Annotated in this window: 6 protein-coding genes; 4 read left to right on the top strand and 2 right to left on the bottom strand. The window is 61.6% G+C overall.

The features are described from left to right. Nucleotides 1-16 precede the first annotated feature (16 nt). A complete protein-coding gene (locus J0X19_RS03805; RefSeq protein WP_206981372.1) occupies nt 17-3,235 on the bottom strand; it encodes a SusC/RagA family TonB-linked outer membrane protein in 3,219 nt (1,072 codons plus the stop codon). 389 nt (nt 3,236-3,624) lie between these two features. Beyond that, the gene (locus J0X19_RS03810; protein ID WP_206981373.1) at nt 3,625-4,329 is read right to left on the bottom strand and encodes a TIGR04282 family arsenosugar biosynthesis glycosyltransferase; all 705 of its coding nucleotides are present in this window, start codon (nt 4,327-4,329) and stop codon (nt 3,625-3,627) included. Between the two features lie 319 nt (nt 4,330-4,648). Between J0X19_RS03810 and J0X19_RS03815 the strand changes: the two genes are divergently transcribed. The 4 genes from J0X19_RS03815 to J0X19_RS03830 all read left to right on the top strand — a co-directional run bounded on the left by J0X19_RS03815 (nt 4,649) and on the right by J0X19_RS03830 (nt 13,757). Next, the gene (locus J0X19_RS03815) at nt 4,649-5,113 is read left to right on the top strand and encodes a GNAT family N-acetyltransferase (RefSeq protein ID WP_206981375.1); all 465 of its coding nucleotides are present in this window, start codon (nt 4,649-4,651) and stop codon (nt 5,111-5,113) included. A gap of 299 nt (nt 5,114-5,412) precedes the next feature. Then, nucleotides 5,413-10,293 (top strand): fibronectin type III domain-containing protein, encoded by a 4,881-nt coding sequence (locus tag J0X19_RS03820; RefSeq protein ID WP_206981384.1) that lies wholly within the window; start codon nt 5,413-5,415, stop codon nt 10,291-10,293. A 145-nt stretch (nt 10,294-10,438) separates the two neighbouring features. After that, nucleotides 10,439-11,095 (top strand): HD domain-containing protein, encoded by a 657-nt coding sequence (locus J0X19_RS03825; RefSeq protein WP_206981386.1) that lies wholly within the window; start codon nt 10,439-10,441, stop codon nt 11,093-11,095. Between the two features lie 196 nt (nt 11,096-11,291). After that, nucleotides 11,292-13,757: a S9 family peptidase gene (locus tag J0X19_RS03830; RefSeq protein ID WP_206981388.1), complete on the top strand. Its 2,466-nt coding sequence runs from the start codon at nt 11,292-11,294 to the stop codon at nt 13,755-13,757. Nucleotides 13,758-13,842: the final 85 nt, after the last annotated feature.

A 13,842-nucleotide genomic window follows, 5' to 3' on the forward strand; every position in this document is an offset into this window, starting at 1 on the left:
AATCTGGTTGCGGGGCTTAGAAGGTCGCGCTTAGTTTCAGGCCCACGTTGCGGGTGGTGGGGTAGGTCATGTCCTCGACGCCGGTCTGCAGCTGGTTTTGCTGGAACGAGGTCTGCTCGGGGTCGAAGTGCGGAATGTGCGAGAGGGCCGCCAAGTTGCGGCCAACCAGGGCAATGGTCAGCTGCTGGGTATGCAGCTTTTGGGCCAGCCAGGCCGTTTGGGGCACCGAGTAGCCGATGGTCAGTTCCCGCAGCTTCACGTAGGAGGCATCGTAGGTGTTATTCTCCTCGTGGTTCCGGTCATAGTACATCCGGTAGTAGGTTTCGGCCGGAATGGCGCGAGTGTTGGGCTGGTAGTTCGGGTTTTCGGCAGTGCCGGTATTCACCACGCCCTTGGCCACGATGCCCGCATCGGGCCGGTCGGCCGTTTCCTTCAGCTGCCCCGCCACGCCGGCCAGGGCCAGCGTGCGCGACACCAGGATGCCGCCCTGCCGCCAGTCGAGCAGAAAGCCGAGGTTAAAATGGCCGACGCTGAACTGATTCGACAGGCCCAGCATGAAGTCGGGGTTGTAGTTGCCCAGCTTTTTCAGGGTGTTGTCGGCAATGTACTGCCCGTTGCTGCCCACGATGAAGTCGCCCTGTGGGCTGCGCAGGTAGCCGGTGCCCCACATGTCGCCCATCCGGTCGCCCTGCCGCACCTGGTACCACACGGTCTGGTTTACGTTGTCGTAGATGCGGTTGTAGCCCAGCGTCAGGGTGCCGGCCTCTTCGGGCAAGGATACCACGGTGGTGCGGTTGCGGCTGAAATTCAGGCTCGCATTCCACCGGAAGCGGCTGGTCTGCACGGGCGTGGCACTCACCACCGCCTCGATGCCCCGCGAGCGAACTTCGCCGCCGTTGATGACCCGCTCGCTGTAGCCCGTGGGAATGGCAATGGGCAGCGACAAAATCTGGTTGCGGGTGCGGGCGTCGTAATAGGTCAGGTCGAACCCTAGCCGGTCCTGGAAGAAGCGGACATCGGCCCCGGCTTCCAGCGAGGTAATGGACTCGGGTTTCAGGTTGGTGTTGGCAATGGTGCTCTGCTCGCTGAACGCCGGCTGCGAAAAAACCGGGTTTCGGGCGTTGTACACCCCCGCCGTCTGGTAGGGGCTGGTGTCGTTGCCGACGTTGGCGGCGCTGGCCCGCACTTTGGCAAAGGACACCACCGTGGGCAGCCGGAACTGGTTGGACAGCACCCAGCTAGCCGATACCGACGGGTAGAAAAATGACGTGTTGGCCGTCGATGAGGGCGTAGCCAGGGCGCTCGACCAGTCGTTGCGCCCGGTGATATCCACAAATAAGAGGTCCTTATACCCGAGCTTGGCCAGGGCGTACAGGCTGTTGATGCGCTTGCGGCCGCTCTGCTGGTACACCTCCACCGGCGAGGCGGCGTTGTTGAGCTTGAACACGCCCGGCTGCGCCAGCGTCAGGGCCTGGTATTGGTCGAAAGAGGTGTGCTGGTCCATACGGTTGCCCCCGGCCGATACGTCGAGCGAGAGTGGCCCCAGGCTGCGGGTGTAGTTGAGCAGGAAGTCGGTGTTGATTTCCCGGAAGAACACGCCGTTTTCGGCATAAGCACCACTTTTGAAGCGGTTGCTGCTGAAGGCCCGGCGAAACTGGCGGTCCTCGTTGGAGTAGTCCATGCTGCTGCGCACCAGCAGCGTCAGGTTGCTGGCCAGCTCGCCCGTTACAGCCAGGTTGCCGATGAGCCGGTCGCGGGTAAACGAGTTCCGGTTTTCGTAGAGCGTGAAATACGGGTTGTCGAAGAAGGTGTAGTTGTAGGAAAATTGCTGAATGCCCTCCAGCCCCGGCTGCCAGTACTGCTTCATGGGGTTGACATCGGTTTGGCGGCCCAGCCAGGCGCTCAGGGCGTAGTTGGTGTTTTCCGAGCCGTACTTGGTGGCGGGGCGGTTTTTGCTGCCGCTGTTAATGTAGTTAATCGAGGAGCTGATTTTCAGCCGCCGGGTTGGGTCGAACTGCAGCCGGGCGGCCAGGGTTTTGCGCTTCAGGTCCACCCCCGGAATAATCGACTGGCTGTTGAGGTCGGTGTAGGAAAGCCGGTAGCTGCCTTTCTCGTAGTCGCCCGCCACGGCCAGGTTGTTGATGGCCGTGTGTCCGGTCTGGTAAAAATCCTTCAGGTTATCGGGGTGCGCCACGAACGGCGTGGGGGTGATGGGCAGGCCGCTGTAGAGCCGCGTATCGGCGCCCCGCACCAATTGGCCGCTCGGCAGGGTCACGGGGCTGTCGTACTGCGGAATCAGCAGGCCCGCGTCCAGCCGGGGGCCGTAGCTGTACGAAATGTTGTCGTTGACACCCCCGCCCAGGCCGTCGCCGTACCGGAACGCCCCGCTGTTGCCCTGCCCGTAGGTGTTCTGAAACTGGGGCAGCTGAAATGGCTGCTCGGCGTAGAAAGTGCTGTTGAAGCTCACGCCAATGCCCTTGCCCGCCGACGAGCCGTCTTTCGTCGTAATCAAAATAACCCCGTTGGAGGCCCGGGTGCCGTAGAGGGCGGCCGCGCTGGGGCCTTTCAGCACCGATACCGACGCCACATCGTCGGGGTTGATTTCGCCCGCCCCGTTGCCGAAATCAATTTCCTGAAACCCGTTGGCATCGTCGTTGACGCGGTTGACCACCGTGGCGTTGTTGATGATGATGCCGTCGACCACAAACAGGGGATTGTTATTAGTAAAGGACGACTCGCCGCGGATGACGATGCGCGACGACGCCCCCACCCCGGTAGAGCCCCCCGTGACGATGACGCCCGCTACTTTACCCGCCAGATTGTCGAGGAAGTTGGGCGTCTTCACCTCGCTAATCTGGCGGCCCTCCACCTTTTGCACCGCGTACCCCAAACTCTGGGCGTTGCGCTCCAGCCCCAGGGCCGTCACGACCACTTCATTGAGCGAAAGGCCCGCCACCAGGTTAACCGTCAGGTTGGTTTGGCCGGTGTACTGGATTTCCTGCGGTTGGTAGCCGAGGGACGAAAAAACAAGGATGTCGGCGGGCTGCAGATTGGTCAGTGTGAATGTGCCCGTGGCATTCGTGAGCGTACCGGCCTGCGTGCGTTTCACCTGCACGGTGGCCCCCGGTATCGGCTGCGACGAAGCACCGTCTACCACCTGCCCGGTGAGTTTCTGGGCAACTGCCGACACGGATACCAAGGAAAAACAGGCAATATGTAGTAGTCTTTGTCGCATGTATGGGAAGTATTCGAGAAAAGAAATTTTGGCACTTTACACAATGAGATGGTCCAGGAACGACGGACAGAAAAGACGTGCACCCGAAGTCAGGGCCTTCGAGCACGGGGCGGCGAAGGGCCCAGTTGCTGCGGGCGGCGAAGCCAGCTGTAGCCATTATCTGCCGCATGCGAGGGGAGAGCCCAGACAACCGATGCTGAAAATCGGCCGCCGTAAGGTGGGTGTCCGCTAATTGGTAGTAGGGCGGCCGGTGCTTGGCAGCGCGTTTCGACGGGGCTGGCCTGTTGCCGAAAAACGCTTGTTTTTCGAGACGCTCCGCTGGCGTGCGCCTACCCAACCGGTCAGGCCAAGTTTTTCGGAACTGTACTTGGCTGGCTGGGGAGGGAAACTCAACAGTATGTTCCGGTCACCGGTGGCCCCCGGTGCGGCTGTGCCGTGGTGGCCAAGCGGCGTACCCTCCGGCTACTGCTCACCCGTAGGATGGGCTTTGCGAAGCAGATATGCCGCAGCCGGCGGCGTAAGGCTCTGGGCAAGGGCTGGTGTAATACCCGTACCAGGTCTTGCTCGTTATCCACGTCGGCCAACAGCGGCAGGAACTCTACCAGGGCTTTATGCTGGCGACAAACTTGTTGCAAGGCCGCTCCTAAGTGCCGGGTCTGCCAGGGCAGCGCCTGCCAGCAGGCTTGCTCGAACCACCGCCGCGAAATGCCCAGCAGGTAGACGCCACCATCCGTAGCCGGTCCTAACACCGTTTTGCCGCACCGCACCGCCGCTACGGCCTGGCGCAGCAGGTGGGGGGCGAGCTGCGGGCAGTCGTTGCCGATAACCAGCACTTGCTCGTAGCCCAGTCCGAATACCTGCTGCATGGCGTCCGCCAGCCGCTCGCCAAATGTAGCCCCCGTTTGCTGGCTTGAGTCCACACACACCACATCGACGCCTGCCAGGGCAGCGGTAGCTTGGGCATGGTGAATGAGCTGCGCGGCAACCGACACATTGCGGCCGGGGGGGCCGTGGCCAACGAACCGTTTATGCCGCGCCTCTTCCGCCGCCGAGCGGGTAAAAAGCAGAATGGCAACGGGCGCGGCAGTAGTCAACTAAAAAGGCAAATGGAGCCAGAGAAAGGTACCAAATTGTTTACGTATCCAGGGGCGGCCTTCAAGCTACGAAACTATGCAACGGAAAGATTGCTTTGCCTCAGTTAAAAAGAAGCCTCTGGGCAACAGCCCTCGCCATCATCGGTAGGTCGTAAAGGCGAGGTTAATCACACGGCCCGGTTGCTATACTATAGTGTATGGCCAGCACGTCTGCCCTGCCGTCAAGTGCACGCAGCCCAATGAAGCGCTGCCGCGCCGGGAGCTGGCGCAGCCAAACAGATGTCGTATTTTCCCGGCGTATCTGTTTCCGCCAACTACTATGCCGCACCCCGAGCACCGCCGCCCCGACCATTTCCTGATTAGCACCGACCCCACCCGGCTGGATATGGCTGCTATTCACCGCTACTTAGCCGAGGAGTCGTACTGGGCCAAGGGCATTCCGCTGGAAACCCTGACGCGGGCCGTGGCCAACTCCCTGAACTTTGGCGTGTATGCCCCCGACGGGCAGCTGGCCGGCTTTGCGCGCGTAGTAACCGACCGGGCCACGTTTGCCTGGCTCTGCGACGTATTCGTGCTGCCCGCCTACCGGGGCCGGGGCCTCTCAAAATGGCTGATGGAAGTGGTGTGGGGCCACCACGACCTGCGCGGCCTACGGCGGCACTTGCTGGCCACGCTCGATGCCCACGGGCTTTACCAGCAGTTTGGCTTTCAGCCGCTAGCCGCGCCGGAGCGGTACCTGGAGGTGCGGCGCCCAAACCCATACGGGGTGGAAACGGCTAATTGAGCGGTAGCTACTAGTCGTTGCCACTGCCCTTATCTGGCGGAGCAATAAGCCTGGGGGCTGCCGAGTTGCTGATGAGGTATGTAAACGGGGCGTAGCATAGCAGAAGTTGAACTAGAAAATTACCTGTAGAAAATACCCGCAGAATCCCGTTGAAAACCCTGTAAATGCAGTTTTCCTGGAAGCAGCGGCTTGCATATGGAGTTTAAAGGTGAAAAAGTAGCATTCGACTAATGCCGTGTTTAGCTTATATTTAGCCACGGTCTAGTAAGGCCACCTTCTTTTCACCTTTTTTCCACCCTATGGTCACACCCTTACCCTGGCGCTTTCAGGCGCGAATTTTTCATGGTGCCCGCTGTTTGCTGCTACTAGCCGTTTGGCTGCTGGCTGCCGGTGGTGCGCTGGCTCAAACCACCACCATTGGCTCAACAACTGTTCCCGTGGTGTCGCCGGTGCTCAGCTCGTACTTCTACGGGCCAATTTATCGGTCGTCGACAACCTCGACCTTCGATTATTCCCGGTATGCGCACCTCTACACGCCGGCTGAGCTGGGCGTACCAACGGGCGCAGTTATTACGGAGCTGGCCTGGTTGAAGTCGGATGCGGGTACCCTGACCGGCAACAACGTGTTCAACGTATTGCTGGCCAACAGCACCGCTACCACCCTGGCAACGGGCACTGCCTGGACTGCGCTTACCACTGGTGCAACGGCGGTGTACTCTTCCACCACCCAGCAGGTAACCGGGGCAGCGGGCACTTACTTCAGCGTGGCCCTCAACCAGCCTTTCGTGTACACCGGGGGTAACTTGCTGGTGCTGCTCGACCATCAGAAGCAAGGCACGGCCTCGGGCGCAGTCAACTTTGTAGCCAACCCGGCTACCGGCTTTGCTATTGGCTACGCCGACAGCGCCCCCATAACGGCGGCCCTTACCACGGGGAGCTACGGCAACTTCCGGCCTACGCTACGCATTACGTACGCACCCGCTAGTGCTTGCACGGCTCCGCCTACGGCTGGCACCACGGTGGCTTCCTCAACCTCTATCTGCACCGGCAACTCGGTTAGCCTGAGCTTGCAGGGCGCTACGTTCGGCACGGGCCTGACCTACCAATGGCAGCAGTCAACGGACGGGGTTACGTACACCGACATCACCGGAGCGACGGGCTTTACGTATACCACGCCCGTTCTGACGGCCACGCGCTACTACCGCGCCCGCCTGACGTGCAGCGGCCAGTCGGCCACTTCCACGCCCGCACAGGTAACGGTGGTGCAAGTGGCGTACGCCACGTTGCCGGTTATTCAGAGCTTTGAAAACACCTGGCTGGATGTGTGCAACAGCCACGACGCACCCAACACCAACTGGCGCACCAATCCTTCAAGCGGCAACAGCTCGTGGCGCCGCGACGACGACGGTGCCACCGCCAACTGGACCAGCCCCACAGTAGGCGTATACACGCCGGCCGCCAGCCAGGGCAGCCGCTCGGCCCGCTTCCACAGCTATTATGCTGGTGCTGCGGCCACGGGTAGCCTGGATGTGTACGTGAACCTGAGCACAGCCGGCGGTAAGGGCCTGGCCTTCGACTACATCAACACGGCTGGCAACGACTCGTTGCTGGTGAGCGTGTCCAACGATGGTGGCGTTACGTTTGGTGCGCCGGTGTTGCGGCTTGGCCAAAGCGGCACGGTGGCCCAGGGGTTCCGGCCGCAAAGCGTTACCCTCACTGGCACGTCGGCTACGGCCGTAGTGCGCTTTACGGGTAAAGTTACCGCCACCTTCACCTCCGACATAGGTATCGACAATGTGCGTATCGAGTCGGTGAACAGCTGCTTGGCGCCGTTGGCGTTGGCTGTTACGGGTACTACTTCCACCTCGGCTGTAGTGTCGTGGGCCAGCGCGGGCACGGGTGCTAGCGGCTACACCGTGTTCTATGGCCCAGCCGGGTTTACGCCGGGCGGCACGGGCAGCCAGCAACTGACTGCTACCGGTACCACCGCTACTATTCCTGGCCTGACGCCCAGCACGGAGTATCAGTTTTATGTGCGCCAAACCTGCGGCACCAGCTTCTCGGGCAATGCCGGGCCGGTAACGTTCCGCACCGACTGCCTGACGCCGCTTTACGCTACGCTGCCCGTAGTGGAAAGCTTCGAGAACACCTGGATCAGCCGTTGCGATACGCGGGAAGTGCCCAGCAACAACTGGCGCAACACGCCGGCCACCGGCAACAACTCGTGGCGCCGCGACGACGACGGTGTTGGAGGGGCATGGGTGAGCCCGACTTCCTGGGGCTATACGCCTACGGGTAGCGTTGGTACTCGCTCGGCCCGTTTCCACAGCGGCCAGGCCAGCAGCGGCCAGGTTGGCACCCTCGACCTGTTCGTGAACCTGAGCCAGGCCGGTGCCAAGCAGCTTTCCTTCGATTACATCAACACCACTGGCAACGACTCGCTGACCATTCATCTTTCCACGGATGGTGGTATTACGTTTGGGCCGGCACTGCTGCGCCGTGGTATTGTGGCTGCTACCGGCTACACCACCCAAACGCTGCTGCTAAACAGCACGTCGGCCACGGCCGTTCTTCGCTTCCGCGCCCGCGCCGACTTCGGCACCACGGACATCGGACTCGACAACATTCGGCTTGAGTCGGCGGCGGGTTGTACCACTCCCATCAACCTGACCACTACCAGCACCACGGCCAACTCGGCGCTGGTTGCCTGGCAGGGTACTAATACCGGCACGTACACGGTGTTTTATGGGGCTCCTGGTTTCACGCCGGGTGGCACGGGCAGCCAGCAGGTTACGGGCATCACCGGCAACACCGCCACCATTCCGGGGCTGGCCGCCAGCACCGAGTATGAGTTCTATGTCCGCCAGGATTGCGGCGGCACCTCGTCGGGCAATGCCGGACCGGTAACGTTCCGCACGGCCTGCCTGACGCCTATTTACGCTACACTACCCGTAATCGAAAGTTTCGAGAATACGTGGATCAGCCGTTGCGATACGCGGGAAGTACCCACCAACAACTGGCGCAACACGCCGGCTACGGGCAACAACTCGTGGCGCCGGGAAGACGACGGCGTTGCCGGGGCATGGGTAAGTCCTACCTCGTGGGGCTACACACCAACCGGCAGCACGGGTACGCACTCGGCCCGCTTCCACAGCGGCCAGGCCAGCAGCGGCCAGGTTGGCACCTTCGACCTGTTCGTGAACCTGAGCCAGGCCGGTGCCAAGCAGCTGTCGTTCGACTTCATCAACACCAGCGGCTCCGATTCCCTGACCGTGCATCTATCCACTGACGGAGGCCTCACGTTCGGGCCGGCGCTGTTGCGCCTCAACCAAAGCGGTACCACAACGGCGGGCTTCAGCCAGCAGGCCCTCATCCTGAACAGCACGTCGGCCACGGCCGTCATCCGCTTCCGCGGCCGGGCTGACTTCGGCGTAACCGATATCGGCCTCGACAACATCCGCCTCGAATCGGCGCTGGGCTGCTTAACACCGGTGAACCTGGCGGTTACTGCTACCACCACTACCTCGGCCACTGTTACATGGCAGGGCACGGGTACGGGCACTTACTCTATCCAGTACGGTCCGGCCGGCTTCACGCCTGGCAATGGTACTACGGTGCCGAACGTAACCAGCCCCTACACCATTACCGGCCTGACGGCGGGCACGCAGTATCAGTTCTATGTATCGCAGAACTGCGGTGGTACACAGTCGGGTCTGGCTGGTCCTATCAACTTCAACACCCGTATTATCAATGATGAGCCTTGCGGTGCCATCAGCCTGACGCTGGGCTCTGACTGCACGGTGCCAGTACAAACCACCAACGACGGTGCTACCACCACTACGCCTAACGGCTACACCAACGGCGGTACTGGTAACTGCGGCCCGTCGGGTCTGACCTCGCCGAAAGACGTGTGGTTCAAGTTCCGGACCAACGCTGCCAACCGGGGTGCTACGGAAGTAACCCTAACCGTAACGGGTGCGCCCGCCAACGTGGTGCGCGTGTTCTCCGGCAGCTTGTGCTCTGGGGCTTTGGTACCAGTAGCTAATGGTTGCGCTGCCTCCGTTTCAGCTACTTCGCCGGCTCCCGTGCTGGCTCTCACCGGCCTCACGCCCAGCACCGATTACTACGTGCAGGTATCGGGCTACACCAACACGGCCACGCTAGGCAACTTCACGATGTGCGCCGTGGCGCCAAGCACTTGCCCTGTACCAGTAGGGCCGGCGGCTACTACGCTCACGGCCACTTCGGCTACGCTAAGCTGGTCGGTTACCTCAACTACGCCAAGCGGCACCTACACAATAGAGTATGGTGCACCAGGCTTCACGGTGGGTGCAGGGGTGCGTGTTCAGGGTATCACCGGTACTTCTGCCACCATTACCGGCCTGACGGCTGATACGCAGTACTGCTTCTACGTGCGGCAGGAGTGCAACGCGGCCAGCGGCGTTAGCGCCTTCACCGGCCCAACCTGCTTCCGTACGGCCCTCGGTCCGGCTGCCAACGATGAGCCCTGCAACGCCATTGTGCTCACGGCTGGCGCTACGGCCACCAACGCTACCAACTTGGGTGCTACCACCACCACGCCAGCAGGCTACCAGAACCCTGGCTGCTCGACGGCCGGTGCACCTAAAGACGTGTGGTTCCGCTTCGTGGCTACGGCTACTACCGCTCAAGTACGAGTAACGGGCAACCCTGCCGGCCAAGTGCGGCTGTTCTCGGCTGGTGCTTGCGCCGGACCGTTCACGCAGATTGCCTGCCAGGCTGGCACTGGGGCCAACACCTCGGCTGGTTCGCTGAACGCCAGCGGCCTGACGATTGGTACTACGTACTACGTGTCGGTGTCGGGCTACAGCTCCAGCGACTTCACGGGGGCGTTTACTGTGCAGCTCCTGACGGTGCTTTCATCGGGCACGGGCACTCTGGCACAAGGCGAAGTGAACCTGTATCCGAACCCAAGCCACGATGGTACGCTGAACCTGGCTATCCGTGGTGCTGGCAATGTAGGTACGGTACAAGCGGTACTCTTCAACAGCCTCGGCCAGCAGGTATTCACGCAGGCAGTAGCCGTGCAGGGCGGCAACGCCGACAAGGCGCTGCCCGTGCAGAACCTGGCCAAAGGGCTCTACACGCTCCGCATGCAGGTAGGCCAGACGATTATCACCCGCAAGGTGGTGCTCGAATAGTCGGCGCTGCAACCGTAAAACCCGGAAAAGGGGAGGAGCTTTCCTCCCCTTTTTTTCGTGCCTTGCTTTTCGGGTTGGTGGAGCCCTTGCAGCTCCAGAATCAGCGGATACCTTACATTTAGCTTGTCCCAGTTGCTACCTCTCTATGGATACCAGCCTTGCCGCTCAGTGGCACCAGCTCACCGCCCCGTTCTTGCCCGACGCCACCCGCCGCGACGCTACGCTGCACCAGTTAGTGGCTGCGTACACGGCCTCGGGGCGGCACTACCACAACCTGCGCCACGTGCAGATATTGCTCGACGCCGTGCAACAGCAAGCGGAAGCAGTGCAGGATATGCCGGTGGTGCAGCTGGCCGTGTGGTTTCATGACGCCGTGTACAACCCGATGCGCGACGACAACGAAGCCCGCAGCGCCGAGCTGGCCTTGCAGTTTCTGGCCGACACCACGCTGCCCCCAGACCGGCAGCAGCGGGTGGCTTTCCTGATTGAGCGTACCAAAGACCACACCCAGCCCCAGCCCCCCAACGACACCGACCTGCACCTGTTTCTGGATGCCGACCTCGGCATTCTGGGCGCTCCTGAAGCCGCATACTGGGAATACGCCCGCCAAGTGCGGCAGGAATACCGTCTGGTGCCCGACATCCTGTACCGGCGCGGCCGGCGCAAAGTGCTGGAAAAGCTGCTGCACACGCCCGTACTCTACCAAACCGAAACCTACCGCATCCGCCTAGATGCCGCCGCCCGCCGCAACCTGCAAGCCGAGCTGCACGCCTGGGAGCGGGATGGCAACCTCACCCCCTAGCCCCCTCTCCAAAAGAGAGGGGGAACTAGCTTTAAATTGTAAAACAAAAGATTCTAGCCCTAGAACTAAGGACTAGTTCCCCCTCTCTTTTGGAGAGGGGGCTAGGGGGGTGAGGTATCCCACGCCTGCAACGGTCAGCAATATAATCCCATCCTTACGGTTCGCTATTTCTTCACTTGTCACCTTCGCCTGCCTGATGCGTTTTTACTCTTGCCTGAGCTTGCTGCTTGTCGGTTCAGCTTCTGCCTTCGCCCAAACCCCAACTACTCCGGCTGGTAGCCTGGCCCCGCTCACCGTTGAGAAAATCATGCGCGACCAGGCGCAGTGGCTGGGTACGGCCCCGTCGAATATCTACTGGGCCGAGGATGGCAAGCACATCTACTTCAGCTGGAACCCCGACAAAAACCGCCGCGACTCGCTGTACCAAGTAGCTCCCACCGGTGGTGCACCGCGCAAAGTGGGGGTGGCCGCGCAGCGCAATTTGCCCGCCAGTGAAGGCCACTACGACGCCAAGTACACCCGCAAAGTGTACGAGCAGGACGGAGACATCTACCTGCTCGACCTGAAAACCCAACGCCGCCGCCGCGTTACGAACACCGCCGAGCGGGAAACCGACCCTACCTTCGCGCAGGGTGAAAAGCTGGTGGTGTATACCCGCGCCCAGAACCTCTATACCTGGGACCCCGCCACCGGCGAAACCACCCAGCGCACCGACTTCCGCCGCGGCAGCAAGCCCGGCAGCCCCCTGCTCGACCAGTCGGAGAAGTACCTGCGGGCGCAGCAGCTGGCCTTGTTTGAGGTGCTGCGGCAGCGCGACCAGGACCAAAAGGCGCGGGAGCGGCAGCAGAAAGCCCTGGCCAAACTGCGGCCCAAGGCCATTTACCTGGGCCAGCAAACCGTGCGCAACCTCCAGCTCAGCCCCGATGGCCGCTACGTCACCTACACGCTGGCGCAGGAGCCCACCACCACCAAACCCACCGTGGTGCCCAGCTACGTCACGGCCTCGGGCTTCACCGAAGATTTGAACTCGCGCACCAAAGTAGGCGGCCCCCAAACCGCCTTTGAGCTGGGCGTGTACGATGTGGCGCGGGATACCACCTTCGTGCTGGGCTACCGCGAGCTGAAAGGCCTCGATGAGCAGCCCGCCTACCGCAAAGAGTACCAACTGCCCGCCAAAGCTCCCCAGCCCGCCGATACCACCAAAGCCAAAGCCGCTAAAAAGCAGAAACCCGCCACCGAGCTACGCCGCGTGCGGCCCTACGGGCCGTTCTGGTCGCCGGATGGGCAACGCGCCTTTCTGGTGATGCGCTCCGCCGACAACAAAGACCGGTGGATAGTGGCCCTGGACCCCGTAACCCAGAAAATCAGCCTGCTCGATAGGCAGCACGACGATGCCTGGATTAACGGCCCCGGCATCGGCTACGACGAAGGCAACGTGGGCTGGCTCGATAACCGCCGCATCTGGTTTCAGAGCGAGGAAACCGGCTACTCGCACCTCTACACCGTGGACGTGGCAGCCAACCAGAAAAAGGCCCTGACTAAAGGCAACTTCGAGATTCAGAAAGCCCAGCTCAGCCACGACCACAAAACCTGGTACCTCACCGCCAACGCCAACCACCCCGGCGAGCAGCACTTCTACCACATGCCCGCCGACGGGGGGGCGCTCCGCCAGATTACCACCCGCCCCGGCGCCCACGAAGTCACGGTGTCGCCGGATGAGAAGACGCTGGCCGTGCGCTACAGCTACGCCAACAAGCCCTGGGAGCTGTACGTGCAGGACAACAAACCCGGCGCCAAAGCCCGCCAGCTCACCCATTCCACCACCCCCGAGTTTGAAAGCTACGCCTGGCGCGACCCGGAAATTGTGCAGATAAAAGCGCGCGACGGCGCCACCGTGTACGCCCGGCTGTACCGCCCGGCTTCGCCGCAGGCGCAGGGGCCCGCCGTTATTTTCGTGCATGGGGCCGGCTACTTGCAGAACGCCCACAAGTGGTGGAGCCAGTACTCGCGCGAGTATATGTTCCATAACCTGCTGGCTGATAAAGGTTACACTGTGCTGGATATCGACTACCGGGGCTCGGCCGGCTACGGGCGCGACGTGCGCACCGGCATCTACCGCTACATGGGCGGCAAAGACCTCACCGACCAAGTGGACGGCGCCAAGCTGCTTACCAATAAGTATGGCGTCAGCCCCCAGCGCATTGGTATCTACGGTGGTAGCTACGGCGGCTTCATCACCCTGATGGCCATGTTCACGCAGCCCGACGTGTTCCGGGCCGGGGCGGCCCTCCGCTCCGTTACCGACTGGGCCCACTACAACCACGGCTACACCGACAACATCCTCAACGAGCCCTACAACGACTCCCTGGCCTACGCCCGCTCATCGCCCATCAACTACGCCAGCGGCCTAAAAGGTGCCTTGCTCATGTGCCACGGCATGGTGGACACCAACGTGCATTTCCAGGACATTGTGCGGCTTTCCCAGCGGCTCATCGAGCTGAAAAAGGAGAACTGGGAGCTGGCCGTGTACCCCGTGGAAGACCACGGCTTTGTGGAGCCCAGCTCCTGGACCGACGAGTATCGGCGCATCCTGAAGCTGTTTGAAACCAATCTGAAACCAATCAACTCGGCGGCTGGCGGTGGTAGTAGCGGCGGCAATTAGCTGGTTGCGTAACCAGCAACCTTACACTGAACGGGTACAGAGCGCTCAGCAAGAGCTGGAATATGTATAATAATTCAAATATTGC

This window comes from Hymenobacter telluris, from assembly GCF_017313265.1.
Lineage (GTDB): Bacteria > Bacteroidota > Bacteroidia > Cytophagales > Hymenobacteraceae > Hymenobacter > Hymenobacter telluris.